The following is a 26302-nucleotide window of genomic DNA, read 5'->3' as shown; positions in this document are numbered from 1 at the left end:
GGGGGGTGGCGCTGATCTGGATCAGTTGACCAGCACGGCGCCAGCGGTTTTGTGGCTCGCGGTGTCCACCAGGATCAGCGATCCGAGCACCCGGGCCTTGCCGAAGGCTGCGGCGGGGATCGGCTCCTGCAGCAGCAGGTCCACATGGCCAATGGCGTTGGGGTCGAGCTGCGTGGCGGCTTCCTCGGCCAGCGTGTGGATGTTGAGCTTGTGCACCACGGCCTTGACCTTGGCCTTGACCCAGCGGTGGCCGTGCAGCGCCCAGTACACGCGGCCGGCGACCAGGGGTTCGTCGTCCATCCAGGCCACGGTGGTGCGCAGCTCGCGGCTGGCGGGCCATGCGGGCACGCTGGCCGGCGTGTCGAAGTCGTCCTCGGCGGGGGCGGTGGTGGCCGCGGGCGCGGCCAGAATCCAGTCGCCGCGCGAGACGTCCACCTCGCGGTCGAGGATGAAACCGGCGCTGGTGCCAGCGGGCACGTCGGTGGGGCGGCGGGCATGGTCCAGCACCTGGGCCACGGTGGCCAGCTGGCCGCTGGGGAAGATCTGCACCGGCGTGCCGGGGGTGACATTGCCCGAGGCCACACGGCCCCAGAACACGCGGCGGCCTTGGGATGTGTCGGACGAGGACGAGAACTTCTCGACCCACTGCACCGGGAAGGCCAGGGGCAGCGCCGTGTCGGGGGGCGTGTTGGGCAGGGCTTCGAGCACCTGCAGCAGCGTGGGGCCCTCGTAGCCGCACCAGCCCGCGTGGGCGTCCACCACGTTCCAGCCCTTGAGCGCCGACACGGGCACCGTCGCACGCACGGCGATGCCGGCGGCCTGGGCAAACGCCGCCAGCGCGCCCTGGATGTGCTTCCAGGCGAGCGCTGGGTCTTCCACCGCGTCGAGCTTGTTCACGGCGAACACCAGCGAATGCACGCGCAGCAGGTGGGCCAGCAGGCTGTGGCGGCGGGTTTGCGGCAGCAGGGCGAGGTCGGCGTTCTTCCAGTCGAGCTTGGTGGCATCGACCAGCACCACGGCCGCGTCGGCGCTGCTGGCGGCCGTGACCATGTTGCGGGTGTACTGCTCGTGGCCGGGCGCGTCGCCGATGATGAACTTGCGCTCTTCGGTGGCGAAGTAGCGGTAGGCCACGTCGATGGTGATGCCTTGCTCGCGCTCCGCGCTGAGGCCGTCGGTGAGCAGGGCCAGGTCGGTTTCGCCCTGGCGCTGTACGCCGGCAAGGTGGTCCTGCAGCACGGCCTTGCTGTCCACCAGCAGGCGGCCGATCAATGTGCTCTTGCCATCGTCCACCGAGCCGCAGGTGATGAACTTCAGGGCGGAAATGTGGTCATTTTGGCCGCCAGCGCTTGATGCATAAGCGCTAGTAGCTATCGAATTCATAGTGGTCATCAGAAGTACCCGTCTTTCTTGCGCTTTTCCATCGAGGCGTCGCTGGTCTTGTCATCCATGCGCGTCGCGCCGCGCTCGCTCACGTCGGCGGCCAGGGTCTCGATCACGATGTCGGCGGCCGTGGCCGCCGTGCTCTCCACCGGTGCGGTGCAGGTGATGTCGCCCACCGTGCGAAAACGCACGTCGCGCGTCTGCACCGTCTCGCCCTCGCGCGGCGGGGTCAGCTCGGTCACCGGCATCAGGAGGCCCTTGCGGTCCACCACCTGTCGCTTGTGCGTGTAGTAGATGCTGGGCAGCGCGATGCTCTCGCGGTCGATGTACTGCCACACGTCGAGTTCGGTCCAGTTGCTGATGGGGAACACGCGGAAGTGTTCGCCGGGCTGCAGGCGGGTGTTGAACAGGGTCCACAGCTCGGGGCGCTGGGCCTTGGGCTGCCACTGGCCGAAGCTGTCGCGGTGCGAGAAGATGCGCTCCTTGGCGCGGGCCTTTTCCTCGTCGCGGCGGGCGCCGCCGATGAGCGCGTCGAAGCGGAATTCCTCGATCGCTTCGAGCAGCGTGACCGACTGGTGCACGTTGCGCGATTCGCCGGGGTGGGCCAGGCGCACGGTGCCGCGCGCCATCGAGTCCTCGACGCTGCGCACGATGAGTTCGGCGCCCAGCTCCTTGGCGCGGAAGTCGCGGAAGTCCGTGACCTCGGGGAAGTTGTGGCCCGTGTCGATCATGAGCAGCGGGTAGGGAATGCCGCCGCCGCTGGCCTTGGTGCCAAACGCTTTTTCGGCGCACTTGAGCATGACCAGCGAATCCTTGCCGCCCGAGAACAGCAGGGTGGGGCGCTCGAAGGCGGCGGCCACTTCGCGCAGGATGAAGATGGTTTCCTCTTCCAGGGCGTCGAGGTGCGAATTGTTCAGGTGGTGGCTCATGTTGTTGGTCTTTTTCTCAAGCAGCGCTGAGTCGGTGCGTGCGTTCATGGTCGGGTGCTCTCGGTCATCAGTTCAAAGGCTGCGGCGCATGCCACTGGCGCACTCGAGACCAGTGCACCCGTGGAACCGGCTTTGCCGGGCCACCGGGCGTGTCCCCCTCCCGCGCAGCGAGAGAGGGGGAAGACGCGAAGCGGCTCAGGGGGAGTCATTTTCGAGGTCAATGCGCGATGTGCAGGCCGCACTCGCGGTTCTCTTCGCCCTTGGTCGGGTCCACATAGTCGAAGTTGTTGGGCAGGCCGTGCTGGACGCAGTATTCGTGCAGATCCTTGGACGACCAGTGCAGCAGCGGCGCCACCTTGATCAGGCCGTCGGGGTTGATGCTCACCGGGTCCATCTGTGCGCGCACGGCGGTGTCGGTGGCGCGCAGCGCGGTGAACCACACCTTGGGCGCGGTCTCGCGCAAGGCGCGGGCGAAGGGCTCGAGCTTCACTTCTTCGGTGAACGCTGCGTGGCGCGGGTCGTCCAGTGCAGGCGTTGCGCCCTCCACGGCTTCGCGGTGCGCGCGCGAGCGGCGCGGCAGGTAGATCTTGAGGTTCAGGCCCAGCTGCTTCGTCACCTCGTCGGCAAAGCGGTAGGTGGCTTCGGTGTTGTAGCCGTTGTCCATCCAGACCACCGGCACATCGGGGTTCACTGCGGACACCATGTGCAGGATCACCGCCTCGAACGGGCGGAAGTTGGTGGTGACGATGGGGCTCTGGCCCAGGCCCAATGCCCAGGCGACGAGGCCTTCGGCGTTGCGGCCCAGGTCGGCATTGACGCGTGCGAGATCGAATTGGCTCATGGTGGAGTGCTCGTGGGTGTGCGTAGCAGCGCTGCGGCCTGGCTCAGGCGGCAGCCTTGTCGGCAAAGAGGGGCTGCGGGTGCACCGCGTCGCCCTGGTAGAAGCCGGGGAACATCTCGAACTGGCGCTGTGCATCGGCCGGGTCCACGCCATCGCGCAGCACGGCCGACGAAAAGCCCGTGCGCTGCATCTGCACCAGCTGGTCGATCAGCACGTCGCCCGTGGCGCGGATGTCGCCCGCAAAGCCGCGGCGGCGGCGCAGCAAGAAGGCCTGGCTGAACGCGCGGCCATCGGTGAAGCTGGGGAAATGCAGGTCCACGCGCTCGACGCCGTCGAGCGGAAGGGCCAGTGGATCGGCATCGTTGGCCAGCGCCACGGCGCGGGCATCGCCCTCTGCGGGAGGCTGGTGGTCTTGGGAGGCAAGAATTTTCATGGGTCTTATCAGGGCGCGGCGGCTGGCGATCAGGCCGTGGCCAGTTCTTCCTTGGCGGGGTGGCGGGCAGTCTTGGCGGCTTCCTTGAAGGGGTCCAGGCCGGTGCGGCGCACGGTATTCTGAAAGCTCTCGCCGCTTTCACGCAGGCTGCGGTAGGTGGTGAGCACGGCTTCGATCACGTCGGGCACTTCGGCGGCCGAGAACGACGGGCCGATGACCTTGCCGGCCACGGCGGCGCCCGACAGGTCGGAGCCGTCGGAGCCGCCGAGGGTGACCTGGTACCACTCCTTGCCGTCCTTGTCGACGCCCAGGATGCCGATGTGGCCGCTGTGGTGGTGGCCGCAGCTGTTGATGCAGCCGCTGATGTGCAGGTCGATCTCGCCGATGTCGTCGAGCTCGTCCAGATCCTGGTAGCGCTGGGTGATGGCCTCGGCGATCGGCAGCGAGCGGGCGTTGGCCAGCGCGCAGAAGTCGCCGCCGGGGCAGGCGATCATGTCGGTGAGCAGCTGCACGTTGGCGCTGGCCAGGCCCAGGGCCTTGGCCTCTTGCCACAGCTCGAACAGGCGGCTGGCATGCACCCAGGGCAGCACCACGTTCTGGTCGTGCGTCACGCGGGCTTCGCCGGCGGAGTATTTGTCCACCAGGTCGGCCACGGCGATCAGCTGTTCGCTGGTCGCGTCGCCGGGCGACTGGCCGGGGCGCTTGAACGACAGCGTCACGGCGCGCAGCTGCGGGTTCTGGTGCGCGTGCACGTTGCGCTTGAGCCAGCGGCCAAACATCACATGCTCTGCCGCCTGTGCGTCCAGCGACGCCTGCAAGGCTGCGGGAGCCACGTCGGCAATGTCGGCCAGCTTTGGGGGCACAAAGCAGGCGGCCACGCGGTCGAACTCGGCCTGCGGGATGGTGTGCGGACCGCCGTCGATCTCCATGATCTGGCGGTACTCTTCTTCCACGTCGTCGATGTACTGCTGGCCCTCGGCCTTGACCAGGATCTTGATGCGTGCCTTGTATTTGTTGTCGCGGCGGCCGTGCTCGTTGTACACGCGCACGATGGCCTCGATGTAATTCATGACCTGGTTCCAGGGCAGGAACTCGCGGATCACCGTGCCGATCACCGGCGTGCGGCCCATGCCGCCGCCCACGAAGACCTTGAAGCCGATCTCCCCCGCCTCGTTCTTGACCAGGTGCAGGCCCACGTCGTGCCAGCCGGTGGCGGCGCGGTCGTCCTTGGCGCCGCTGATGGCGATCTTGAACTTGCGCGGCAGGAACGCGAACTCCGGGTGCAGCGTGGTCCACTGGCGGATGATTTCCGCGTAGGGGCGCGGGTCCACGATCTCATCCACGGCCACGCCAGCCAGTGCGTCGGTGGTGGTGTTGCGGATGCAGTTGCCGCTGGTCTGGATGCCGTGCATGTCCACGGTGGCCAGCAGGTCCATCACGTCAGCGCTCTTGGACAGCGGAATCCAGTTGAACTGCACATTGGTGCGCGTGGTGAAGTGGGCGCAGTTCTTGGGCAGGAAGGTGGTGCCCAGCAGGCCCTGGCCTTCCATGGCGGCCTTGAACACGGCCGCTTCGGGCTCGTCGTACTCGCGGGCGATGGTGGCCAGCACGCGCAGCTGGCGGCTGGCGATCTCGCCGTAGGGCACGGCCACGCGCAGCATGGGGGCGTAGCGCTGCACGTACCAGCCGTTTTGCAGGCGCAGGGGGCGGAAGTCGTCCTCGGCCAGTTTGCCGGCCTGCCAGCGGTTGAGCTGGTCGCGGAACTGGCGGGCGCGCTGCTTGACGAACGTCTTGTCGAAGGGTGTGTATTGATACATCGTGGACCAATCAGATCATTATTAATTTGGCGCCTGCCCAGGCCAGCAGGAGGGACAGCGCGGAGCGGATCAGGCGCTCGGGGGTGCGGGTGACCAGGCGCGAGCCCAGCCAGATGCCCGGCAACGAGCCAGCCAGCAATTGTGCAAGCAAAGGCCAGTCCACCGAACCCAGCGTGGCATGGCCCAGACCCGCCACCAGGGTCAATGGCACGGCATAGGCGATGTCGGCACCGATCACGCGGGGCAGGGGTAGCAGGGGGTAGACCAGCAGCAACACCGTGACGCCGATGGCGCCCGCGCCCACCGAGGTGAAGGTGACCAGCGTGCCGATCACGGCGCCCAGCAGCACGGGCAGGCTCCAGTGGCGGGGGCGGGTGGATTGCTCGGTGCTGGCCTGGCGCTTGGCATGGTCGGCCGCCTGGCGCTGGCGCGAGAAGGCCACCACCTTGTACAGCGTGGCCGCGGCTGTCAACAGCAGCGCGAAACCGAGCGTGGTCGTCATGATGCGCTGCGCCTGGGCACTGGCGGGGCCCAGGACCTTGAGCGCCCACAGCGCCAGCAGCGCGGCCGGAATGCTGCCCGCGCACAGCTGGGCCACCACGCGCCAGGGCACCAGGCGCTGGCGCGCCATGCTCACGGTGCCGCCCATCTTGGTGAATGCGGCAAACAGCAGGTCGGTGCCGATGGCCAGGTGGGGCTTCACGCCGAAGAAAAAGATCAGCACGGGGGTCATCAGCGAGCCGCCGCCGACCCCGGTCAGGCCCACGATGAACCCGACCGCAAAGCCTGCGAAGACAAACACCAATTCATGCATAGGGTGCGAATGTAGGATGCTCGCTTATGGATGCAAACTATTGTTTCGTCCTTCCAATATGCCTATTTGCTTATAAGCAAGGATTGGCGCGGGTTTCCACGGGGTAAGCCGCCGTGATTCCCGGTCACGAAGCTGTTACAGGCCCGCTACAACCGTTCGCTGCCCAGCGCTTTGGCGAGTTTCGTGTCGATGGGCAGGGGTTCTCCCTGCAGGCGGGCGGCCAGCAGTTCGCCGCACAGAAGCGCCAGGGTCAGCCCGCGCGCGCCCATCGCTGTGCAGGCCCAGAGCCCGGGCAGCGCCTCGGCGTCGACGGGACCCACGATCGGCAGCCGGTCGGGCGCGGTGCAGCGCACGGCGGCCCAGGCGTGCAGGGGGCCGGGCGCAGCCTCCGCCGCCTGCGGTGCGGCGGCAAAGGCCGCGCGCAGCACCGGGGCCGTTTGGGGCAGCAGCGCCTGGAGCTTGGCCCAGTTGGCCGCGTGGGCCGCCTGGACGTCGGCCCCGGACGGAGGCAGGGTATCCACATCGCGCTCGAAGGTGGAGCCCATCACCCACGCAGCCGGGCCGCACGGGCCGTCACCCAGCGGAAAGCGGGGCACCAGGTTGCCGTTGCCGTTCACGGGAAAAGGCACCCCGGGCCCGGGGCCTGCCTGGTGCTCGCCCCAGGACACCTGCCCGCGCACGGGCTGCAGGGGCCATCGGTGTTCCAGCAGCATCGCACTGCCCGCGCCCGCGGCAATGACGACGGTGGGCGCCTGGGCGAGCACCTGGCCCCAGGCGTCCAGCGCCTGCCAGACGGGCGCCGCGCCGGCGGCCCCCACACGCCGCAGGCGGGCCACCTCGCAGTGTCCCTGCCAGTGGATGCCGGGTTGCGCGAGCAGGGCGGCCGCCATGCGCGCGGGGCGTATCCAGCCCCCCTGGCTGTGCCAGCACGCGGTGGCTTCGCGGCCCAGGCCCGCGGCGGCCAGCGTTGCCGGCGGGGCCGGCTCGCTCCAGTCCACGCCGGGCCCCTGGCCCCAGCTGGCGGCCAGCCCGGGGGTGCCGTCGGTGCGGTGCTCCAGCACGCCGCAGGCCAACCAGTCGGTGCCTTCGCGCAGCAGCCATCGGGCTTGCTGCAGGGTGGTGCGCACGCCGCTGCGCGACAGGCGCGACAGCACGCTGTCGTCCGGCGACACATGGGGCGCGAACACCCCCGCCGGCAGGCCCGAGGCCCCGGCGGCGGGTTCCGCGGCGCTGTCCAGCACCCGCACCTGCCAGCCCCGGCGCGCCAGGCTGGCCGCGCTGGCCGCGCCGGCGATGCCCCCGCCGATCACGATGCAATCGTCGGGCAGCGCGGGTTCGGGCTGTGCGCGGGGGGCGGTGCGCGGCTCCCAGTGGGGGTCGTATTGGGCGTGCAGGTTGTCGCGCTTGGGCGGCACGCCCGGGACACGGGCCACCACGAAGCCGCACTGGGTGAGCGCGTCGCGCACCGCGCGCGCGATGGTCCAGGTGGACAGGCGGGTGCCGCGCTGGCAGCAGCGTGCCACGGCCTTCAGGGTGTGCAGGTCCCAGATCCCGGGGTTGCGCTGCGGGCTGAAACCGTCGAGGTAGATGGAATCCACCGTCAGCTGCTGCTGGCGCAGCACGGTCTGCGTATCGCCCACACACAGCGTGAGCAGCACCCGGCCTCCGTCGAACCGCAGCCGGTGCACCCCGGGCAGCAGGCCCCACCATTGGCGATGAAGCTCCTGCGCCAAGGGGGCCAGCTCGGGGTGGGCCGTGGTGGCGCGCAGCAGGTCGGCCGCGCTCACGGGCCAGGCCTCGGTCGACACGAAGTGCAGCAGGGTGGGGCGTGCGGGGTCAGCCCGCCAGGCGGCCCAGGTCACCAGGAAGTTCAGCCCGAAGCCGAACCCCGTTTCCAGAATGCGCCATTGCGGCTGCCCCGCCCAGGCGCCAGGCAGGCCGCAGCCCTGCAGGAAAACGCGGCGGGCCTGGTCCAGGCCGCCATTTTCACTGTGGTAGCGGTCACCAAAACGGGGGCTGTAGGGGGTGCCGTCCGGCAGCCAGTCAACAGGCTCGGAGATGACGCACCCCCTGAGTCGCTTCGCTCCGTCCCCCTCTCTCACGCTTCGCGTGGGAGGGGGCCGCAGCCAGCGGCCTGGCAAATCCAGTTCCGCGGCTACCTCGCCCGGGCAGCGCCAGTTTCATGGGCTGCGGGTGGTCGGCAATGCTACGGAAAACTGACATGGAGGCTCACGCGCTCGGCGGGACGTAGCCCGCTGCGGCATCCGCACCACCGCCGAAAAAGTGGTTTTGGCGAAACCACTTTTTGCAGCGCTGCATTTCGCTGCGCTTCATTGCGCGCTGGGCGGGACATATCCCGCCGCGGCGTCTGCGCCACCGCCAAAGAAATGGTTTTCCATCTGGCGGGCCAGGTACTGGCGGGCACGCGCGTCGGCCAGATTGAGGCGGTTTTCATTGACCAGCATGGTCTGGTGCTTGAGCCAGCCTGCCCAGGCTTCCTTGCTCACGTTTTCCCAGATGCGTTTGCCCAGCTCGCCGGGGTAGGGCGGAAAGTCGAGGCCCTCTGCTTCCTTGCCGAGCTTGATGCATTGAACGGTGCGTGCCATGGGGTTCCTTGTTGATGGTGGAGTCTGCCGCAGCGCAAAGGGCTGCTCAGATGATTTGGATATAAAGAACTGAAATCTCAGTAGTTCCAGTTTTGAAGAGGGTCTTCCAGAATGCGTTTCATCGGTGAGTTGCACCGTTTTGCATTCGAAAAAAAGAGGCTCCCTATGAACTTTCGCCGCGACTTTATCAAGTTTCCCTTCGCCGCCGCCCTGGCGGGGAGTTTGGCCCTGACGGCATTGCCGTCGTTTGCACAGTCTGTGACGCTGCTCAATGTGTCGTACGACCCGACGCGCGAGCTGTACGTGGACTTCAACCAGGCGTTCGCCAGGCACTGGAAAGCCAAGACCGGCCAGGACGTGACCGTCAAGCAAAGCCACGGCGGCTCGGGCAAGCAGGCGCGCTCCATCATCGACGGGCTGGACGCCGACGTGGCCACCCTGGCGCTGGCCGGCGACACCGACGCGTTGCACACCAACGGCGGCTGGATCCCCAAGGACTGGCAAAAGCGCCTGCCCCACAACAGCTCGCCCTACACCTCCACCATCGTGCTGGTGGTGCGCCAGGGCAACCCCAAGGGCATCAAGGACTGGGATGACCTCGTCAAGCCCGGCATCAGCGTGATCACGCCCAACCCCAAGACCTCGGGCGGCGCCCGCTGGAACTATCTGGCCGCCTGGGAGTTCGCCAAGCGCAAGAACGGGGGCAGCGACGCCAAGGCCAAGGACTTCGTGGCCAAGCTGTACGGCAACGTGCCCGTGCTGGACACCGGCGCGCGCGGCTCCACCATCACCTTCGCCCAGCGTAACCAGGGCGACGTGCTGATCGCCTGGGAGAACGAGGCCTACCTGCTGGAAAAGGAATTCGGCACCAAGTTCGACGTGATCGCGCCCTCGATCTCCATCCTGGCCGAGCCCGCCGTGACGGTGGTGGACAAGAACGTGGACAAGAAGGGCACGCGCGCCGTGGCCGAGGCCTACCTGCAGTACCTGTACACCGAAGAAGGCCAGGACATCGCCGGCAAGCACTTCTACCGCCCCGCCGTGTCGGACAAGGCCAAGGCCAAGTACGCCAAGCAGTTCCCCAAGCTGAACCTGTTCACCATCAACGACGCGTTCGGTGGCTGGGACAAGGCGGCCAAGGAGCACTTTGCCGACAACGCCAGCTTCGACCAGATCTACACCAAAAAATAGGCTCACCCCGAAGCGGCCTTCGGCCGCCTCCCCTCAAGGGGCGCCACCCGTGGCCCGGCGAAGCCGGATCCACGGTGGCGCTGGCCAAGTCACGCCCTCTGGAAACACATTTCATGTCCGCTCTTCTCATCGCCGGCAGCCCCTCCGAGCGTTCCCGCTCCGCCGCCCTGCTGGACGCTGTCGCCCAGCGCCTGTCGGTGCGCGGCGCGCTGGTGGACCGCATCCATATCCGCGACCTGTCGCCCCAGGCCTTGCTGCTGGCCGACTTCGGCCATCCCACCGTGGTGGGCGCTGTCGACCAGGTGGCCCGGGCCAGCGTGCTGGTGGTGGCCACGCCGGTTTACAAGGCGGCCTACAGCGGCGTGCTCAAGGTGTTCCTGGACCTGCTGCCGCAGACGGCGCTCAAGGGCAAGATCGTGCTGCCCCTGGCCACCGGCGGCAGCCCGCACCACATGCTGGCGCTGGACTACGCGCTGCGCCCCGTGCTGCAGTCGCTGGGTGCCAAGAGCATCCTGCCGGGCATCTATGCCACCGATGCGCAGGTCACGCTGACGCCCGAGGGCGCCTACCACCTGAACGACGACATCGCCACGCGGCTGGACGATGCGGTCAACGTGCTCGTGACCGAGACGCTGCGCCCGTTCCCTGCCCAGGCCACGCGGTTCGCGCCGGTGCATTTCTCGCAGGTGCGATGTAGCGTCTGAGGGGCCCCGCCCGCCCGCACATCCGCAGCGGTGGGGTGCCGCGGCCCGGCCGGGCTCCCCCATTTTTCGTTTCCCTCTTTCGATGGCCCCGCTGCCCGCAGCGGTGGGCAGGGCGGAGCACTGCCCGGTTCAGACGCCCCCTTTTTTTTCATGATTCAAAGGACATTCACCATGAGCACACTGACACGCGACGGCGCAGCCAGCTCAGACCGCGCCCACGATGCCCCGCCCTCCGGCGGGCTGGCCGCCCTGCGCAACATGTTCATCGGCTTCGTGGTCTTCACCGCGTTCGTGCTGATCGCCGCCTTCCTGCTGGCGCAGCCGGTGCATGCCCAGACCAGGGGCGAGCTGCGGATTGGCTACCAGAAGTCGGCCAGCCTGTTCGTGCTGCAAAAAGCGGCGGGCACGCTGGAGAAGAAGCTCGCTCCCCTGGGCTTCGGCGTGAAGTGGGTCGAGTTTCCGGCTGGCCCCCAGCTGCTGGAAGGCCTGAACGTGGGCGCCGTGGACGTGGGCTACGTGGGCGAGGCACCGCCCATCTTCGGCCAGGCCGCCGGTGCCAAGTTCGTCTACTTCGGGCACGACCCCGCCGCGCCGCGCGCCGAGGCCATCCTGGTGGCCAAGGACTCGCCCATCAAGTCGGTGGCCGACCTCAAGGGCAAGAAGGTCGCGCTCAACAAGGGCAGCAACGTGCACTACCTGCTGGTCAGGCAGCTCGAGAAGAACGGCCTCAAGCTCTCCGACATCCAGCCCGTGTACCTGGCCCCGGCCGACGGCCGCGCCGCGTTCGAGAGCAAGAACGTGGATGCCTGGGTGATCTGGGACCCGTTCCAGGCCGCCGCCGAGAAAGCCACCGGCGCCCGCGTGCTGGCCGACGGCACGGGCGGCGTGGTCAACAACTACCAGTACTACCTGGGTGCCCGCGACTTCGTCACCAGGAACCCCAAGGTCGTCGCGGCACTGTTCGAGGACTCGGTGGCCCAAGGCATCTGGCTCAAGAAGAACCTGCGCCAGGCCGCAGAGCTGATCGCGCCGCTGCAAGGCCTGCCGGTGGACGTGGTCGAGCTGGCGCTGCAGCGCTACGAATTCAACGTCAAGCCCATCACGCCCGATGTCGCGGCCGACCAGCAAAAGATCGCCGACACGTTCTTCGAACTGAAGCTGATCCCCAAGGCCATCAAGGTGAGCGACGCAGTGGTGCTCGGCGCCCAGCCCTGATGCCCCGGCCCATTGCATACGCATCCATCTTTAGAAGAACACCATGACGACTTCGATCTCCCTGTCCCGCCGCCGCCTCGTCCAGGGTGCGGCCAGCGCAGTCGCGCTGCCGGCCTTCGGTGCGTTGGCGCAAACCCCCGCCCGTGAGTTCCGCATCGGCCACCAGAAGGGCTTCCTGAGCCTTCTCAAGGGCCGCGGCACGCTCGAAAAGCGTCTGACCCCGCTGGGTGTCTCCATCAAATGGACCGAGTTCACGGCCGGCCCCGAGCAGCTGGAGGCACTGAACGTCGGCTCCATCGACTTCGGCGACGTGGGCGAAGCCCCCCCGATCTTCGCGCAGGCCGCGGGCGCCCCGCTGGCCTATGTGGCCGCCACCGTGCCCCGCCCCAAGGCCGAGAGCGTGCTGCTGCCCAAGGGCTCGCCCATCAAGACCGTGGCCGATCTCAAGGGCAAGAAAGTTGCACTCAACAAGGGCAGCAACGTGCATTACTTCCTGGTCAAGCTGCTGGAAAAGCACGGCCTGAAGTACAGCGATGTGAACGTGGCCTTTCTGCCGCCCGCCGATGCGCGTGCCGCTTTTGAAAAAGGCTCTGTGGACGCCTGGGTGATCTGGGACCCGTTTGCCGCTGCCGCCGAAAAGACGCTGGACGCCCGCCTGCTGGCCGACGCCACCGGCGTGGTGGGCAACCGCGCCTACTACTTCTCGTCGCTGCAGTACGCCGACAAGAACACCGACGTGCTGCGCATCGCCATCGAAGAGATCAACAAGATCGACATCTGGGCCAAGGTCAACCGCGACCTGCTGGCGGCCGAACTGGCCCCGCTGTTCGGCATCCCCAGGCCCGTGCTCGATTTGTCCACGTCGCGTGCCGAGTACGGCACGGGCCCGGTCACGCCCGAGATCCTGGCCGAACAGCAAAGGATCGCCGACACCTTCTTCGACTTGAAGCTGATTCCCCGGCGGATCCAGGTGCGCGACGTGGCGCGCTCGCCGTGGTAGAGGGTGCACCCCCTGAGTCGCTTCGCGCCTTCCCCCTCTCTCGCTGCGCGGGAGGGGGACGCCTCCGGTGGCCCGGCAAAGCCGGTTCCACGGTGGCACTGGCCTTGGCAGCGCCAGTTTTAACGGCCTCGGGTCAACAGTCCGCCGCAATTGAAACCAAGGAGCCCTGACATGCCCAACGCTTTCGCAAACCCTGTCCACGACGCAGCACGCCGCGTGCTGCGCACCACGGCCAACGCCTGGCGCCTGAAGGCGCCGGCGCGCAGGCCGGTCCGCACGCGCAACCGTGTGCATGCCGGTGTGCGTGCCGATGTGGCGGCGGGGGGCATGCGGGCCTGTCCATTGCGTTTCGGCTTTTCGCTGGCGGGCTACGGCCTGGCCTTCTCCTATTGATGACCCCCACACGGCAAAGCGACACCATGAAAATCTACTGGTTCATCCCCACCCACGGCGACAGCCGTTACCTTGGCACAGCCAGGGGCGCGCGCCAGCTCAGCCTCGAGTACCTGCAGCAGGTGGCAGTGGCCGCCGACAGCCTGGGCTACGAAGGCGTGCTCATTCCCACCGGCCGCTCGTGCGAAGACCCGTGGGTGATCGCATCGAGCCTGCTGGCGGTCACGAAGAAGCTCAAGTTCCTGGTCGCGGTGCGCCCCGGCCTGCACCAGCCCGCGCTGGCCGCCCGCATGGCCGCCACCTTCGACCGCCTGTCGGGCGGGCGCTTGCTCATCAACCTGGTGACCGGTGGCGACCGCGCGGAGCTGGAGGGCGATGGCGTGTTCCTGGACCACGCCACGCGCTACGAGCAGTCGGCCGAGTTCATCCGCATCTGGCGCGAAATCCTCACGCGCAGCCACCGGGGCGAGACCTTCGACTACGAGGGCAAGCACCTGTCCGTCAAAGGCGCCAAGCTGCTGTTCCCGCCGCTGCAGGAGCCGCACCCGCCGGTGTACTTCGGCGGCTCGTCCGACGCTGCGCACGACCTGGCGGCCGAGCAGGTCGAGACCTACCTCACCTGGGGCGAGCCCCCGGCCGAAGTCGCCAGGAAGGTGGCCGACGTGCGCGCCCGTGCCGCCAAACACGGCCGCACCGTGAAATTCGGCATCCGCCTGCACGTCATCGTGCGCGAGACCGAGGCGCAGGCCTGGGCCGCGGCTGAAGAACTCATCAGCCATGTGGACGACGAAACCGTGGCGCGCGCGCAGTCGGTCTTTGCACGCATGGACTCCGAAGGCCAGCGCCGCATGGCCGCGCTGCATGCCGGGGGTGTGAAGCGCAGCCGCGCAGACCTGGAGATCAGCCCCAACCTGTGGGCCGGCGTGGGCCTGGTGCGCGGCGGCGCGGGCACGGCCCTGGTGGGCGACCCCGAGACGGTGGCCGCGCGCATCACCGAATACGCGAACCTGGGGCTCGACCACTTCGTGCTGTCGGGCTATCCGCACCTGGAAGAAGCCTACCGCTTCGCTGAACTGGTGTTCCCGCTGCTGCCGCTGGGCGTGCGCGAGAAGCTCGCTGGCGGCAACCCGCTCGGCCCCTTTGGCGAAACCGTGGCCAACGACTTCGTGCCACGTGCGTCGCAAAGCTGAAACCCCTGACAGGAGCCATGCCATGAGCATCCAGTCCATCAACCATGTGCAGCTGGCCTTTCCGGCCGGTGCCGAGGCGCCCATCCGGCGCTTCTATGCCAGTCTGCTGGGGCTGCCCGAAGTGCGCCTGCAGGCGGGCAACACGCTGCGCTTTGCCGCGGGCACGCAGCGCATCGACCTGGTGCCCACCGAGCACTGGCAGCCCGCGCCCGCGGTATCGCACCTGGCCTTCGAGGTGCAGGACCTGCCCGCATTGCGCCACCGCCTGCTGCAGGCCGAACTGGCGCTGGTGGAAAACCGCGCACTGCCCGGCTACCTGCGCTTTTACGTCAAGGACCCGGCGGGCAACCAGCTGGAGTTCTTGGAACCTGACCACGAACCGGAAATCAACCCATGACACAGACACAGACTGTCCGAGAGCTGCAGGTATCGCCCGTGGCCGACTCCGTCGATCTGCCGATCGAGAGTCCCTTGCTGCCCGCGCCGCTGGCCCGCTTCCTTGCCAGTGTTGCGCAGCGCCTGCTGCCCTGGGCCGTGCCCGTGGGGCTGATCGTGCTGTGGCAGATCGCATCGTCGCAGGGCTGGCTCTCCACCCGCGTACTGCCGGCGCCGCTCGAGGTCATCAAGGCCGCGTGGACGCTCACCGTGTCGGGCGAGCTGTGGACCCACGTCAAGGTGAGCGCCGGCCGTGCGCTGGCGGGCCTGGCCATCGGCGGTGGCCTGGGCCTGCTGCTGGGTTTGCTCACCGGCTCGGTGCGCTTGTTCGAGACCCTGCTCGACTCCACCATCCAGATGGTGCGCAACATCCCTGCGCTGGCGCTGATCCCGCTGGTGATTCTGTGGTTCGGCATCGACGAGTCGGCCAAGCTGTTCCTCATCAGCGTGTCGGTGTTCTTCCCGATCTACCTCAACACCTTCCACGGCATCCGTAATGTGGACCCGGGCCTGATCGAGATGGGGCGCACCTATGGCCTCGGCCGTTGGCAGCTGTACAAACAGATCATCCTGCCCGGCGCGCTCTCCAGCATTCTGGTGGGCCTGCGCTTCTCGCTGGGCCTGATGTGGGTGATCCTGATCGTGGCCGAGACCATCTCGGCGCAGGCGGGCATCGGCTACCTCACGATGAACGCCCGCGAGTTTTTGCAGACCGACATCGTGCTGGTCGGCATCCTGCTGTACGCACTGCTGGGCAAGCTGGCCGACCTGTTCGCCAAGGGCCTGGAGCGCTACTGGCTGCGTTGGCATCCGGGCTACCAGACGCCGTAAGGCGCACTGCAGCCCGACCCTTCATTCCAAGAATTGCGGACCACCATGACCACCTCTTTCAACCTTCACCGGCGCACCGTGCTGGGTGCCATCGCCGCGTTGTCGAGCGGTTTGGCCGCCGCGCAGGGCAAGCCTGAAACCTTGCGCATCGGACTTCAAAAGTCATCGACGCTCACCACCATCCTGCGCACGCGCGGCACGCTGGAGCAGTTGCTCGCGCCTCTCAACGTCAAGGTGACGTGGCACGAGTTCACCAGCGGCCTGCCGCTGCTCGAAGCGCTGAACCTGGGCAACATCGATGTGAGTGCCGACGTGGCCGATACCGTGCCGGTGTTCGCCCAGGCAGCAGGCGCCAACCTGACCTTCGTGGCGCAGGAGTCTCCATCGCCGTCGGCCCAGGCCATCGTGGTGCGCGCCGACTCGCCCATCAAGACCGTCGCGGACCTCAAGGGCAAGAAGATCGGTTTTGCCAAGGCCGCCGGCGTGCACTTCTTGTTGATCGCCGCGCTGGAAAAGTCGGGCCTGTCGTTCAAGGACATCGAGCCCGCCTACCTGACCCCCGCCGATGGCCGCGCCGCCTTCGAGCGCGGCGCCATCGACGCATGGGTGGTGTGGGACCCGTTCCTCGCCGCCGTGCAAAACCAGTCGGCCGTGCGCGTGCTGGCCGACGGGCGCGACCTGGCCTCCTACCAGCGCTACTACCTGGCCGGCACCCCGTTTGCCCAGGCGCGGCCCGACGTGCTGCGCGTGTTCTTCACCGAGCTGCAAAAGGCTGGCGTCTGGGTCAAGCAAAGCCCCAAGGACGCGGCCGCGCTGCTGGCGCCCGTGTGGGGGCTGGATGCGGGCGTGATCGAGCTGGCCAACAGCCGCCGCAGCTACGAGGTGCGTGCCGTGGTGCCCGCGGCGCTGACTGAACAACAACGCATCGCCGATGCCTTCTTTGCCGAAAAGCTGCTGCCCAGGCGCGTGAATGCGCTCGACGTGCCGCTGTTCAAGACCGGAGCCTGACACCATGACCCAGACCCACACCCCCGCCGCACAAGGCGTGCGCCTGGAAGTGCGCGGCGTGGACAAGCGCTACGGCACCCGCGACGTGCTCAAGAAGACCGAACTCGTGATCGAGCCCGGCCAGTTCGTGGCCATCGTGGGCCGCAGCGGCTGCGGCAAGAGCACGCTGCTGCGCCTGGTGGCCGGGCTCGAATCCGTCTCGGGCGGCGCGATCCGCCTGGACGGCAAGGACGTGGCCGGGCTGAGCGACGACACCCGCATCATGTTCCAGGACTCGCGCCTCTTGCCCTGGAAGCGCGTGGCCGACAACGTGGCCCTGGGCCTGCCGCCTGCGCGGCGCGGCGCCGCCGCCGACGTGCTGGCGCGCGTGGGCCTGGGTGACCGCCTGACCGAGTGGCCCGCGCGCCTGTCCGGCGGCCAGCGCCAGCGCGTGGCCCTGGCCCGTGCGCTGGTGCACAACCCGCGCCTGCTGCTGCTCGACGAGCCTTTGGGCGCGCTCGATGCGCTGACCCGCATCGAGATGCACCGCCTCATCGAAGGCCTGTGGCGCAGCAGCGGCTTCACCGCGCTGCTCGTGACCCACGATGTGCAGGAGGCGGTGGCCCTGGCCGACCGCGTGATCCTGATCGAGGACGGCCAGATCGCGCTCGACCAGCGCATCGACCTGCCACGCCCGCGATCGCACGGCGACGCTGCCTTTGCCGCCATTGAAAAACGCATCCTGGACCGCGTGCTGCAAAAGCCCGACGGCGAGCCGGCGCACGAAGCGCCGTGGCCCGGCGTGCCTGCGCATGGTCTGCGCTGGGCGGTGTAGCCGTTTCTGGCGCCTGCTGCCTTTCATTGCTTTCTTTCTTCTGTCATTCCTTTCTTCGCCCTACGGCCCCATCAAGGAGAACCCCATGTCCATCCAAGCCATCAACGTCCGTAACCAGTTCAAGGGCAAAGTCCGCGAGATCGTGCGCGGCGATGTCGTCTCCGAAGTCGATGTCGAAACGCCCTGGGGCATCGTCACGTCGGTCATCACCACGCGCTCGGTGGACGAGCTGGCGTTGGTCGTGGGCTCCGACGTGGTGGCGCTGGTCAAGTCGACCGAGGTGTCCATCGCCAAGCTGTGAATGGATGTGAGAGAAATATGCCCCTACCGCTTGCTGGTAGGACGCAATGCGCTATGAAAATTGTAGTGTTTGCAGACAAGCCCTTTCGCAGGGCCTGAGTCTTTGGTTTCAAGGGGGCCGGGGGCTTGGGTGGATTGGGCCTCGCAGAAGCTGCGGCTCAGACGGCCGGGATTGCGACACAGAGTGATATGTCGTATGATGCACATCATGCTAAAGTCCACACCCCATTCCAGAGCCGCCGCCAAGGAGGCCACGCACGAGCGCATCGTGTCGGTGGCCTCGCGCGCGATCCGGCGCCAGGGGTACCACGGCACGGGCGTGGCGGACATCATGAAAGAGGCGGGCCTGACGCACGGCGCCTTCTACGCGCACTTCGACTCCCGCGAGGCCATGCTGGCCGAGGCGGCCGCCAAGGCGTGCACGGAATCCGCAGCGCTGGCGGCCGGTGCCGCGGCCGGCGAGCCGTCGCCCCGCGCGCTGGCCGCCATGCTCTCGGCCTACCTGTCGCGCCAGCATGTCGAGAGCGTCGAGATGGGCTGCCCCCTGGTCGCCCTGGGCTCGGAGACATCGCGCCAGGCGCCCGAGGTGCGCCGCGTGGCCACCCGGCACATCAAGGAAATGGTCGACCTCATCGCGCGCCAGTCGCCGCAGTGGGGGCAGCCCGCAGCTCATGAACAGGCGCTGGTCACCATGGCCACCATGGTGGGCGCCCTGGTGCTGGCTCGCGCGGTGGACGAGCCCGCGCTGTCGGACAGCCTGCGCGAGGCCGCGTTCAAGCACCTGACGCAGCTGACGAATTCGACGCACGCTGCAGACTCTGCGCCCACCACGCCGACCGGCGCGCCTGGCTGACTCCCCTTGCAGCGCGCTTTTTTTTGCCCTTACATATGACGATCATCATGCGAATTTGCTTGCGAGCTGCACGGTTCTGTGCTTTGCCCCTCACCCAGGAAGCCCCATGAAAGCCTTTGTCCTCGACCGCTACGCCAAAAAGGCCGCGCTGCGGCTTGCCGATATGCCCGCCCCGGATCTGCGCGACGACGAGGTGCTGGTCTCCGTGCATGCGGCGGGAATCAACCAGCTGGACTCGAAGATCCGCGACGGTGAGTTCAAGCTCATCCTGCCCTACAAGATGCCCCTCGTCCTCGGGCATGACGTGGCGGGCGTGGTGGTCAGCGTGGGGCCGCGTGTGCGGCAGTTCAAGCCCGGCGACGAGGTCTACGCCCGGGCCGACGATTTCCGCATCGGCGCCTTTGCAGAACTCATCGCCGTCAAGGAGTCCTCGCTGGCGCTCAAGCCCCGGGGTCTGACGATGGAAGAGGCGGCGTCGATCCCGCTGGTGGGCCTCACGGCCTGGCAGGCGCTGGTGGAAAAGGCGCAGCTGAAAAAAGGCCAGAAGGTCTTCATCCAGGCGGGGTCCGGCGGGGTGGGCACCTTTGCCATCCAGCTGGCCAGGCACCTGGGCGCCACCGTCGCCACCACGGCCAGCGCGGGCAATGCGGCGCTGGTCCAAAGCCTGGGCGCCGACGTCGTCATCGACTACAAGACGCAGGACTTCGAAGAGGTGCTGCGCGGCTACGACGTCGTGCTGCACAGCCAGGACGGCAAGGCGCTGGCCAAGTCGCTGCGCGTGCTCAAGCCCGGCGGCCAGGTCGTCTCGATCTCCGGCCCGCCCGACCCGGCATTCGGCCAGACCCTTCGCGCGCCCGGCTTGGTGCGGCTGGTGATGCGTCTGCTGAGCGCGGGCACCCGGCGGCGCGCCAAGGCGCTGGGCGTGGGCTACTCGTTCCTCTTCATGCGGGCTCACGGCGCGCAGCTGCGGGAGATCACGCGCCTTGTCGAATCGGGCGCCATCCGCCCGGTGGTCGACAAGGTCTTTCCGTTCAGCGCCACCAACGATGCCCTGGCCTACGTGGAAGCGGGCCGTGCCAAGGGCAAGGTCGTCATCAAGGTGGTGTAAGCCAGCAGGCCGCTGCACATCCCTTTTTCACACGTCGCCGGTCCCCACCCAACCTCCCATCCGTTCAACCTGTCCCTCTGGAGATTTTCATGAAGATCGAAAACGCTGTCGTCCTCATCACCGGTGCCAACCGCGGCATCGGCCTGGCATTTGCGCGCGAGCTGCTCGCCCGCGGCGCACGCAAGGTCTACGCCGGTGCGCGCGACCCCGCCACCATCACGCCCCAGCCCGGCGTGCAGGCCCTGCGCCTGGATGTCAACAACCCGGCCGATGTAGCGGCCGCTGTGGCAGCGGCGCCCGACGTGACACTGGTGATCAACAACGCCGGCATCGCCCAGCCCGGGGGCTTTCTGGCCGCCGACAGCGAAGAGGTCGCGCGCCGCCTCTTCGACACCAACTTCTTCTCCGTGCTGCGCGTCAGCAAGGCGTTCGCACCCATCCTCGCGGCCAACGGCGGCGGCGCGCTGCTCAACGTGCTGTCGGTGGCATCGTGGGTCAACGGCGGCGAGCTGGCGGCATATTCGGCCAGCAAGTCCGCCGCCTGGTCGCTGACCAACGCGCTGCGCCACGAACTGGCGGCGCAAAAGACGCAGGTGCTGGGGCTGCACATGGCCTATGTCGATACCGACCTGACGCGCGGCTTCGACGTTCCCAAGTCGAGCCCCGAGCAGATCGTGCAGCGCGCGCTGGACGGTCTGGCGGCGGGTGCGGACGAGGTGCTGGCCGATGAACTCACGCAGCACGTCAAGCTGTCGATGACGGCCACGCGGCCGAGCTACCTGCCGCAGCCCGCCTGAGACACCAGCGACTTCCCCGGCTGAACCGGCCGCTTGCATTCGCCCCGCCAGATCGAGAGGTCTGGCGGGGCGGCTGCGTTTTGCGGCGGCCGTCGTGTGGGGCGGCCCGAACAACGGTGCACTCCCACGGCCCACGCATATGCCGTGGCGGCAGCAACTCATGCCCCACACATCTAAGCCAAAGCTTATGACTAATGACCATTTATTCGTATAAGAGACTTGATTTACATTGCTTCTGGTTGTTTAGTTTTGTGGGTGCGTAGCGGGTGACCCCGCGCGACAGGATCGTTGTCGAAGCCCGCCACCGCCAAGTGCCTGCCCATTCTTTTTCCATCTTCCAGGAGCCTTTCCATGTCCATCCAAGCCATCAACGTCCGCAACCAGTTCAAGGGCAAAGTGCGCGAGATCATTCGCGGCGACGTCGTCTCCGAAGTCGATGTCGAAACCCCCTGGGGCATCGTCACGTCGGTCATCACCACCCGCTCGGTGGACGACCTGGCCCTGGTCGTGGGCTCCGACGTGGTGGCGCTGGTCAAGTCCACCGAAGTGTCCATCGCCAAGCTGTGATCCGGATTTGATGAAAATGGGCCGCCGGCGCTTTCTGGTAAAGCGCTGGCAGCTATTGAAAATATAGCGAACGCCTGTCTGCGCAGGGAGGCCGGCGAGGCGCGTGCACCGGTTCGGTTCAGGCCGGGCGACGAGGTCTGCGCGCGGCGGGCCGATTTCCGCGCGGGTGGCCATGCCGAGCGGGCCGCCCCGCCCATCCATCTCTACAGGGACCCATGAATTTTCAGCAACTGCGCTCCGTGCGCGAAGCCGTGCGCCGGGGCTTCAACCTGACCGAGGTGGCCAACATGCTGCATACCTCGCAACCCGGCGTGAGCCGGCAGATCCGCGAACTGGAAGAAGAACTGGGCGTGGAGATTTTCGTGCGCGCGGGCAAGCGCCTCACGGGCCTGACCCCGCCGGGCGCAGTCCTGCTGCCCACGGTGGAGCGTCTGCTGCTCGAAGCCGACAACCTCAAGCGCGCGGGGCAGGATTTCAGCGACAGCGCGCAGGGCCGCCTGTCGGTGGCGGCCACGCACTCGCAGGCGCGCTACGCGCTGCCGCAGGTGGTGCGCGACTTCCGCGCGCTGTTTCCGCAGGTGTCGCTGCACCTGCACCAGGGCTCGCCGCGCCAGGTGGCCGAGATGCTGCTCAGCGGCGAGGCCGATATCGGCGTCGCCACCGAAGCGCTCGCGGGCTATGACGCGCTGGCCACGCTGCCGTGCTACCGCTGGACGCACAGCATCGTCGTGCCGCCCGGCCACCCGCTGCTGGAGCTGCAGGCGCCGGTCACGCTGGAGCAGCTTGCGCAGCACCCCATCATCACCTACGAGCTGGGCTACACGGGCCGCGCGCACATCGACGAAGCGTTTGCCCGCGAAGGCATCGCGCCCGACATCGTGCTGACGGCCATGGACGCCGACGTGATCAAGACCTATGTGGAGCTGGGCATGGGCGTGGGCATCGTGGCATCGATCGCGGTGGACGCCGAGCGCGACCGCCACCTGCGGCTCATCGACGCGGGCCATCTGTTCGAGGTCAACCTCACGCGGCTGGGCCTGCGCAGGGGCGCCTGGCTGCGCGGCTACGCCTACCACTTCATCGAGAGCTTCGTGCCCACGCTCACGCGCGAGGCGGTGGAGAAGGCCGTGCAGCAAGGCGCGCAAGGGGCGGGCGAGCTTTCGGAGCCGGTGGACCGCTGACGCAGGGCCCGCGGCACCGGCCCACGGGGCGCGGCCGTCAGCGCGGCAGGCAGCCCGCCATGCCCTGGCCGGGCGCGGACACATCGGCCAGCGCGAGGGCCACCGTGGCGTCGTCCTGCCCCGGCGTCTTGGTCAGGCGCGAGCCATTGTTCCACCGCCACTGCCGGCCGTCGAAGCTGTAGATGAACGTGTGCGTGCGGTTGGACACCAGGTGGGCGGGCGTGAGGGTGATGGCCTGGGCGTCGGCCTCCGACGCGGCGGCGGCCCGGGCCTCGTTGTCCTTGACCACGATCTTGCCCACATAGGGGGTGATGGCGGATTCGGTGCGTGTGAGCTCATGCTGCACCTGGGCGGGGCTGTGGCCGAGCTTGATCCATGGGCCGGCGCCCAGACGCTGCACGGCGGGCGTGCGCCCAGCCAGGAACCCGGTGCACGATGCGACGATGGCGTCAAACCCCGCCTGGGCCGCGCTGGCCGGGGCTGCCGGGGTGGCACCCGAGCCCGAAGGCCTGTCGCAGCCCGCCAGGGCGATGGTGAGGAGCAGAACCAGGGGGACGCGCAAGGGGAGGGACATGGGATGTGTGGCGGGCGGGATGCACTGGGGCCATTGTGAGCCGCGCGGAGGCCACCGGGGCTTGACCGGGATCAAGTCTCTGCATTGCCCGCGTGGGCGGCGTCCAACCCGGCGCGGCGGGGCGCCCCGCACACCCACCAGCCTGGCAGCAGCGCTTGCACGGCGTCCCGGCCATAGCGGTCGTCCATCAGGTGCACCACGCCCTCGTCGGTGGGGGTGCGGATCACGCGCCCGGCCGCCTGCACCACCTTCTGCAGGCCGGGGTAAAGATAGGTGTAGTCGTAGCCCGCCCCGAACAGGGTTTGCATGCGCTGGCGGATCTGCTCGTTGACGGGGTTGACCTGGGGCAGGCCCAGCGTGGCCAGGAAGGCGCCGATGAGGCGCTGGCCCGGCAGGTCGATGCCCTCGGCGAAGGCGCCGCCCAGCACCGCGAAGGCGATGCCCTGGCTGGTGTCGGTGAAGCGATCGAGGAACTGCCGCTGCTCCGCTTCCAGCATGCGGCGCGACTGGCACCAGTGGGGTACCTCGGGGTGGCATTGCGCAAACAGCGCCGCCGCCTGCTGCAGGTAGTCGTAGCTGCTGAAGAACGCGAGGTAGTTGCCCGGCCGCGCGTGGAACTGCCGCGCCATCAGCGCCACGATGGGAGGCAGCGACGCGCCCCGGTCCGCGTAGCGGGTGGAGATGTGCCGTGCCACCCGCACCTGCAGTTGCGCGGCCTGGAACGGGGACTCGACATCGATCCAGCAATGCCCGGCGGGCAGCCCCAGCAAATCGGCGTAGTAGCGCGCGGGCTGCAGCGTGGCCGAGAAGAGCGTGCTGGTGTGTGCTGCTTCCAGCCGGGGCTGCAGGAACGGCGCGGGCACCACGTTGCGGATGCAGACCAGCGATTCGCCCGGCGTGGGCGCCTTGCCGCCCGGGGCCGCAGCGGGCCGCGTGATGTCCACCAGCGAATGCGCATCCAGCAGCTCGGCCATGCGCACCACGTGCAGGGCATCGAAGTAGAAGGCCTGCAGCGCCGGATCGGGCTGCGCCGGCTGGTCGGCGAAGTGTTCGGTGAGCGTGCTGCCGCACTGCTGCAGGGCGGCCAGCAGCTTGTCGGGGAAAGCCTCCAGCACGGCATAGCCGCCGGTTTGCGCCTTGTCCAGCGCCACCCAGCAGCGGCGCACCTTGTCCAGTGCCTTCTTCACGGGGGCATGGCGCGCGGCGGTGGTGCTGCGGCGGGCTTCGGCCAGCGCGGCGGGGCGCAGCTCGGCGGTGTACATCTTGCGGCCTCGCTCGACGAGGTTGTGCGCCTCGTCCACCAGCAGCGCCGCGCGCCAGTCATTGGCCTGGGCCAGGCCGTGCAGCAGCCCGCCCATGTCGAAGTAGTAGTTGTAGTCGCCCACCACCACGTCGGCCCAGCGCGCCAGCTCCTGGCTCAGGTAGTAGGGGCAGACCTGGTGCTGCAGGGCGGCCTCGCGCACGCGCGCCTGGTGCAGTGCCACCCGCTGATCCGCGCCGCCGTCCGATGGCTGCAGCGCGGCGGCGCGTGCGGCGGGCAGGCGGTCGTAGAAGCCCTGGGCCAGCGGGCAGGATTCGCCGTGGCAGGCCTTGTCGGGGTGCTCGCAGGCCTTGTCGCGCGCCACCAGTTCCAGCACGCGCAGCGGCAGGGCGGGGGCGCTGCCACACAGGCGCGAGAGGGTGTCCAGGGCCGTCTGCCGCCCCGAGGTCTTGGCGGCGAGGAAGAACACCTTGTCCAGCCGCTGCGCGGGCACCGCCTTGAGCAGCGGGAACAGGGTGCCCATGGTCTTGCCGATGCCCGTGGGCGCCTGGGCCAGCAGGCAGCGGCCAGCGGAGGCGGCCTTGTAGACGGCTTCCGCCAGGGGGCGCTGGCCGGTGCGAAAGCCGCCGAACGGGAAGGCCAGTGCCGTGAGCGCCGCGTCACGCGCGGCGCGGTGCGCCACCTGCGCCTCGGCCCAGGCGATGAAGCGCTCGCACTGCGCCTCGAAATGCCGCTGCAGCTCGGAGGCGGCATGGCGTTCGGTGAACACCGTCTCCTGCTGGCTGCCGATGTCGAAGTAGACCAGCGCCAGGTCGATGTGGGCCAGCCCCTCCTGCGCGCACAGCAGCCAGCCGTAGATGCGCGCCTGGGCCCAGTGCAGCGCGCGCTGCGAGGCGGGCTGGCGGTCGAGCCGGCCCTTGAAGGTCTTGACCTCGTCGAGCCGGCCATGCTCGGGGTCGAAGCCATCGGCCCGGCCGCGCACGCGCAGGCCCTTGTAGCTGCCGGCCAGCGCCACCTCGGCGCGGTAGCCCGCGCCCCGGCGCGCGGCGGCCACCGCATGGCCGGCCATGCCTTCCAGCGCCGTGGGGGCGGGCGTGAAGCGCAGGTCCAGGTCGCCCTGCTTGGCGGTGAACTCGCACAGCTCGCGCACCGCCACGGTGTAGGTCATGGCATGTCCGCGGGAGGCAGTTCGCCAGCACCGGGCTCGCCCAGGTGGGCCTGCGCCGTCTCGTCCTCGCCGCGCAGCGGCGTGGCCTTGCACAAGGCCATCCACACCGCGAAGGGCAGGGTGCAGCTCGCATGGCGCGCGGGGCGCAACAGTTCGAAGCGGCCATCGTCCAGCCCGCCATGCAGCACCCAGATGCCGAAGTGCTCGGGAATCTCGTCGGCCTCGGCGATGCCGGCCGGGAACACGTAGTAGCACTCCTCGCACAGCCACTGGTAGGCCTGGCGCTTGGCATCGTGGCGCAGGTCCGACAGCAGATCGGATCGGCTGTACTTGATCTCGTGCACCATGGGCTGCAGGTACGCCGGCACGCTGGTATTGCGCACCGAGAACAGGTCCGGCCGCGCCATGCGCCAGACGTTGGCTGCGGTGCGGCTGGCGGGCGTGTCTTCGCTCCACAGCGGGCTGCTGGTGGCCGGGATGGGGGCAGGGGCTTCGGGCACAGCCCCGTCGATCACGGCGCGCAGCGACAGCTCACGCCAGACGATGCGGCCCGAGGCCAGCAGGTGCCCGGCAAACTTCTGGCCCAGGCGGTCGTGCGCGCTCAACGCCCGCGCGCCACGCTGGCGCGCCTGTGCCAGGGTGCGGATACCTTCCTCGGTCAGGCGCAGCGTCTCGCAGCCTTCGGGCGAGGTGTGCAGCACCACCAGCTGCGCGGCCAGCAGGTCGATTTCCAGCGCATCCTTGCACGGCCAGCCCGCCGAACGCCAGATCTGCATCAGGCGCGCGCGGTGAAAGCGGGTGAGGGTGAGCGGTGTCATGGCACAAGGATAAAACACTGATTGTAATTACAGTGTTATGCCCAGGCGCCACCTGCTTTCCGGACGCTCGGTAC

General features: G+C 68.3%; 27 protein-coding genes. 16 read left to right on the top strand and 11 right to left on the bottom strand.

Annotated features, from left to right (window positions below; all coding sequences use genetic code 11):
* Positions 1-21: 21 nt before the first annotated feature.
* The 8 genes from AC07OD_RS08060 to AC07OD_RS08025 form a co-directional block, all read right to left on the bottom strand.
* Entirely contained in the window at positions 22-1389 is a 1368-nt protein-coding gene (locus AC07OD_RS08060; protein WP_369642723.1) for a sulfate adenylyltransferase subunit 1, read from the bottom strand.
* Positions 1389-2357, bottom strand: a complete 969-nt coding sequence (gene cysD / locus AC07OD_RS08055) for a sulfate adenylyltransferase subunit CysD (RefSeq protein ID WP_218294603.1) — start codon at positions 2355-2357, stop codon at positions 1389-1391. Before cysD ends, AC07OD_RS08060 begins: the two co-directional genes overlap by 1 nt.
* A 169-nt stretch (positions 2358-2526) precedes the next feature.
* Positions 2527-3150, bottom strand: a complete 624-nt coding sequence (locus tag AC07OD_RS08050) for a phosphoadenosine phosphosulfate reductase domain-containing protein (RefSeq protein ID WP_218294604.1) — start codon at positions 3148-3150, stop codon at positions 2527-2529.
* A 43-nt stretch (positions 3151-3193) separates the two neighbouring features.
* Positions 3194-3583 carry a DUF934 domain-containing protein gene (locus tag AC07OD_RS08045; protein WP_494596027.1) on the bottom strand — a complete coding sequence of 130 codons (390 nt, stop codon included), beginning with the start codon at positions 3581-3583 and terminating at the stop codon, positions 3194-3196.
* 29 nt (positions 3584-3612) lie between these two features.
* The gene (locus AC07OD_RS08040; protein ID WP_494596025.1) at positions 3613-5400 is read right to left on the bottom strand and encodes a nitrite/sulfite reductase; all 1788 of its coding nucleotides are present in this window, start codon (positions 5398-5400) and stop codon (positions 3613-3615) included.
* Positions 5401-5410: 10 nt separating this feature from the next.
* Positions 5411-6214 carry a sulfite exporter TauE/SafE family protein gene (locus tag AC07OD_RS08035; protein ID WP_218340995.1) on the bottom strand — a complete coding sequence of 268 codons (804 nt, stop codon included), beginning with the start codon at positions 6212-6214 and terminating at the stop codon, positions 5411-5413.
* Between the two features lie 146 nt (positions 6215-6360).
* The gene (gene mnmC / locus AC07OD_RS08030) at positions 6361-8274 is read right to left on the bottom strand and encodes a bifunctional tRNA (5-methylaminomethyl-2-thiouridine)(34)-methyltransferase MnmC2/FAD-dependent 5-carboxymethylaminomethyl-2-thiouridine(34) oxidoreductase MnmC1 (protein WP_494596055.1); all 1914 of its coding nucleotides are present in this window, start codon (positions 8272-8274) and stop codon (positions 6361-6363) included.
* Positions 8275-8544: 270 nt separating this feature from the next.
* On the bottom strand, positions 8545-8820 hold the full coding sequence (locus AC07OD_RS08025) for an oxidative damage protection protein (protein ID WP_218294608.1): 276 nt from the start codon (positions 8818-8820) through the stop codon (positions 8545-8547).
* Between the two features lie 165 nt (positions 8821-8985).
* Between AC07OD_RS08025 and AC07OD_RS08020 the strand changes: the two genes are divergently transcribed.
* The 16 genes from AC07OD_RS08020 (at position 8986) to AC07OD_RS07945 (ending at position 22407) form a co-directional block, all read left to right on the top strand.
* Positions 8986-10011 carry a sulfate ABC transporter substrate-binding protein gene (locus tag AC07OD_RS08020; RefSeq protein WP_494596022.1) on the top strand — a complete coding sequence of 342 codons (1026 nt, stop codon included), beginning with the start codon at positions 8986-8988 and terminating at the stop codon, positions 10009-10011.
* Positions 10012-10124: 113 nt separating this feature from the next.
* Positions 10125-10715 (top strand): NADPH-dependent FMN reductase, encoded by a 591-nt coding sequence (ssuE, locus tag AC07OD_RS08015; RefSeq protein WP_218294609.1) that lies wholly within the window; start codon positions 10125-10127, stop codon positions 10713-10715.
* A 258-nt stretch (positions 10716-10973) separates the two neighbouring features.
* The gene (locus tag AC07OD_RS08010) at positions 10974-11930 is read left to right on the top strand and encodes a sulfonate ABC transporter substrate-binding protein (protein ID WP_218341170.1); all 957 of its coding nucleotides are present in this window, start codon (positions 10974-10976) and stop codon (positions 11928-11930) included.
* Between the two features lie 43 nt (positions 11931-11973).
* Complete coding sequence (locus AC07OD_RS08005) at positions 11974-12930, top strand: sulfonate ABC transporter substrate-binding protein (protein WP_494596019.1); 957 nt, start codon at positions 11974-11976, stop codon at positions 12928-12930.
* A gap of 171 nt (positions 12931-13101) precedes the next feature.
* Positions 13102-13323, top strand: a complete 222-nt coding sequence (locus AC07OD_RS08000) for a hypothetical protein (RefSeq protein ID WP_492253426.1) — start codon at positions 13102-13104, stop codon at positions 13321-13323.
* A gap of 26 nt (positions 13324-13349) precedes the next feature.
* The gene (gene ssuD, locus AC07OD_RS07995; protein WP_494596017.1) at positions 13350-14513 is read left to right on the top strand and encodes an FMNH2-dependent alkanesulfonate monooxygenase; all 1164 of its coding nucleotides are present in this window, start codon (positions 13350-13352) and stop codon (positions 14511-14513) included.
* 22 nt (positions 14514-14535) lie between these two features.
* Positions 14536-14910 carry a VOC family protein gene (locus AC07OD_RS07990; protein WP_218294613.1) on the top strand — a complete coding sequence of 125 codons (375 nt, stop codon included), beginning with the start codon at positions 14536-14538 and terminating at the stop codon, positions 14908-14910.
* Positions 14907-15779 (top strand): aliphatic sulfonate ABC transporter permease SsuC, encoded by an 873-nt coding sequence (gene ssuC, locus AC07OD_RS07985; protein ID WP_492244913.1) that lies wholly within the window; start codon positions 14907-14909, stop codon positions 15777-15779. Before AC07OD_RS07990 ends, ssuC begins: the two co-directional genes overlap by 4 nt.
* Positions 15780-15824: 45 nt before the next feature.
* Positions 15825-16787, top strand: coding sequence for an aliphatic sulfonate ABC transporter substrate-binding protein (locus tag AC07OD_RS07980; RefSeq protein ID WP_492244912.1), 963 nt, complete (start codon positions 15825-15827; stop codon positions 16785-16787).
* 4 nt (positions 16788-16791) lie between these two features.
* Positions 16792-17601: an ATP-binding cassette domain-containing protein gene (locus AC07OD_RS07975; RefSeq protein ID WP_218294616.1), complete on the top strand. Its 810-nt coding sequence runs from the start codon at positions 16792-16794 to the stop codon at positions 17599-17601.
* 85 nt (positions 17602-17686) lie between these two features.
* The gene (locus AC07OD_RS07970) at positions 17687-17902 is read left to right on the top strand and encodes a TOBE domain-containing protein (protein WP_007857120.1); all 216 of its coding nucleotides are present in this window, start codon (positions 17687-17689) and stop codon (positions 17900-17902) included.
* Positions 17903-18097: 195 nt separating this feature from the next.
* On the top strand, positions 18098-18754 hold the full coding sequence (locus AC07OD_RS07965) for a TetR/AcrR family transcriptional regulator (RefSeq protein ID WP_492244911.1): 657 nt from the start codon (positions 18098-18100) through the stop codon (positions 18752-18754).
* Positions 18755-18860: 106 nt separating this feature from the next.
* The gene (locus AC07OD_RS07960; RefSeq protein ID WP_218341004.1) at positions 18861-19862 is read left to right on the top strand and encodes an NADP-dependent oxidoreductase; all 1002 of its coding nucleotides are present in this window, start codon (positions 18861-18863) and stop codon (positions 19860-19862) included.
* 89 nt (positions 19863-19951) lie between these two features.
* Positions 19952-20659: an SDR family oxidoreductase gene (locus tag AC07OD_RS07955; protein WP_218294619.1), complete on the top strand. Its 708-nt coding sequence runs from the start codon at positions 19952-19954 to the stop codon at positions 20657-20659.
* Positions 20660-21010: 351 nt separating this feature from the next.
* Positions 21011-21226 (top strand): TOBE domain-containing protein, encoded by a 216-nt coding sequence (locus AC07OD_RS07950; protein ID WP_056168199.1) that lies wholly within the window; start codon positions 21011-21013, stop codon positions 21224-21226.
* 215 nt (positions 21227-21441) lie between these two features.
* Positions 21442-22407 (top strand): CysB family HTH-type transcriptional regulator, encoded by a 966-nt coding sequence (locus AC07OD_RS07945; protein WP_494596010.1) that lies wholly within the window; start codon positions 21442-21444, stop codon positions 22405-22407.
* A 37-nt stretch (positions 22408-22444) separates the two neighbouring features.
* Here AC07OD_RS07945 and AC07OD_RS07940 read toward each other — a convergent pair whose 3' ends face one another.
* The 3 genes from AC07OD_RS07940 to AC07OD_RS07930 form a co-directional block, all read right to left on the bottom strand.
* Entirely contained in the window at positions 22445-22981 is a 537-nt protein-coding gene (locus tag AC07OD_RS07940; RefSeq protein ID WP_369642714.1) for a hypothetical protein, read from the bottom strand.
* Positions 22982-23052: 71 nt separating this feature from the next.
* Positions 23053-25410: an ATP-dependent DNA helicase gene (locus tag AC07OD_RS07935; protein ID WP_494596008.1), complete on the bottom strand. Its 2358-nt coding sequence runs from the start codon at positions 25408-25410 to the stop codon at positions 23053-23055.
* Positions 25407-26228, bottom strand: a complete 822-nt coding sequence (locus AC07OD_RS07930) for a hypothetical protein (protein ID WP_494596006.1) — start codon at positions 26226-26228, stop codon at positions 25407-25409. Before AC07OD_RS07930 ends, AC07OD_RS07935 begins: the two co-directional genes overlap by 4 nt.
* Positions 26229-26302: the final 74 nt, after the last annotated feature.

This window comes from Acidovorax sp. GW821-FHT10E03 (genome assembly GCF_059415205.1).
This window is presented reverse-complemented; position numbering and strand designations above follow the sequence as displayed.

Excerpts from the sequence above, each read along its gene's own strand:
- AC07OD_RS08000 (WP_492253426.1), top strand. The coding sequence starts at position 13,102 with ATGCCCAACGCTTTCGCAAACCCTGTCCACGACGCAGCACGCCGCGTG.
- AC07OD_RS08035 (WP_218340995.1), bottom strand. The coding sequence starts at position 6,214 with ATGCATGAATTGGTGTTTGTCTTCGCAGGCTTTGCGGTCGGGTTCATC.
- AC07OD_RS07950 (WP_056168199.1), top strand. The coding sequence starts at position 21,011 with ATGTCCATCCAAGCCATCAACGTCCGCAACCAGTTCAAGGGCAAAGTG.
- AC07OD_RS07930 (WP_494596006.1), bottom strand. The coding sequence starts at position 26,228 with ATGACACCGCTCACCCTCACCCGCTTTCACCGCGCGCGCCTGATGCAG.
- AC07OD_RS07965 (WP_492244911.1), top strand. The coding sequence starts at position 18,098 with ATGATGCACATCATGCTAAAGTCCACACCCCATTCCAGAGCCGCCGCC.
- ssuC (WP_492244913.1), top strand. The coding sequence starts at position 14,907 with ATGACACAGACACAGACTGTCCGAGAGCTGCAGGTATCGCCCGTGGCC.
- AC07OD_RS07945 (WP_494596010.1), top strand. The coding sequence starts at position 21,442 with ATGAATTTTCAGCAACTGCGCTCCGTGCGCGAAGCCGTGCGCCGGGGC.
- AC07OD_RS08025 (WP_218294608.1), bottom strand. The coding sequence starts at position 8,820 with ATGGCACGCACCGTTCAATGCATCAAGCTCGGCAAGGAAGCAGAGGGC.
- AC07OD_RS08010 (WP_218341170.1), top strand. The coding sequence starts at position 10,974 with ATGTTCATCGGCTTCGTGGTCTTCACCGCGTTCGTGCTGATCGCCGCC.
- AC07OD_RS08005 (WP_494596019.1), top strand. The coding sequence starts at position 11,974 with ATGACGACTTCGATCTCCCTGTCCCGCCGCCGCCTCGTCCAGGGTGCG.
- AC07OD_RS08060 (WP_369642723.1), bottom strand. The coding sequence starts at position 1,389 with ATGACCACTATGAATTCGATAGCTACTAGCGCTTATGCATCAAGCGCT.
- AC07OD_RS07940 (WP_369642714.1), bottom strand. The coding sequence starts at position 22,981 with ATGTCCCTCCCCTTGCGCGTCCCCCTGGTTCTGCTCCTCACCATCGCC.
- AC07OD_RS08045 (WP_494596027.1), bottom strand. The coding sequence starts at position 3,583 with ATGAAAATTCTTGCCTCCCAAGACCACCAGCCTCCCGCAGAGGGCGAT.
- AC07OD_RS07935 (WP_494596008.1), bottom strand. The coding sequence starts at position 25,410 with ATGACCTACACCGTGGCGGTGCGCGAGCTGTGCGAGTTCACCGCCAAG.
- AC07OD_RS07960 (WP_218341004.1), top strand. The coding sequence starts at position 18,861 with ATGAAAGCCTTTGTCCTCGACCGCTACGCCAAAAAGGCCGCGCTGCGG.
- ssuE (WP_218294609.1), top strand. The coding sequence starts at position 10,125 with ATGTCCGCTCTTCTCATCGCCGGCAGCCCCTCCGAGCGTTCCCGCTCC.
- AC07OD_RS07990 (WP_218294613.1), top strand. The coding sequence starts at position 14,536 with ATGAGCATCCAGTCCATCAACCATGTGCAGCTGGCCTTTCCGGCCGGT.
- cysD (WP_218294603.1), bottom strand. The coding sequence starts at position 2,357 with ATGAACGCACGCACCGACTCAGCGCTGCTTGAGAAAAAGACCAACAAC.
- AC07OD_RS08020 (WP_494596022.1), top strand. The coding sequence starts at position 8,986 with ATGAACTTTCGCCGCGACTTTATCAAGTTTCCCTTCGCCGCCGCCCTG.
- AC07OD_RS07955 (WP_218294619.1), top strand. The coding sequence starts at position 19,952 with ATGAAGATCGAAAACGCTGTCGTCCTCATCACCGGTGCCAACCGCGGC.
- ssuD (WP_494596017.1), top strand. The coding sequence starts at position 13,350 with ATGAAAATCTACTGGTTCATCCCCACCCACGGCGACAGCCGTTACCTT.
- AC07OD_RS07975 (WP_218294616.1), top strand. The coding sequence starts at position 16,792 with ATGACCCAGACCCACACCCCCGCCGCACAAGGCGTGCGCCTGGAAGTG.
- AC07OD_RS07970 (WP_007857120.1), top strand. The coding sequence starts at position 17,687 with ATGTCCATCCAAGCCATCAACGTCCGTAACCAGTTCAAGGGCAAAGTC.
- AC07OD_RS07980 (WP_492244912.1), top strand. The coding sequence starts at position 15,825 with ATGACCACCTCTTTCAACCTTCACCGGCGCACCGTGCTGGGTGCCATC.
- AC07OD_RS08040 (WP_494596025.1), bottom strand. The coding sequence starts at position 5,400 with ATGTATCAATACACACCCTTCGACAAGACGTTCGTCAAGCAGCGCGCC.
- AC07OD_RS08050 (WP_218294604.1), bottom strand. The coding sequence starts at position 3,150 with ATGAGCCAATTCGATCTCGCACGCGTCAATGCCGACCTGGGCCGCAAC.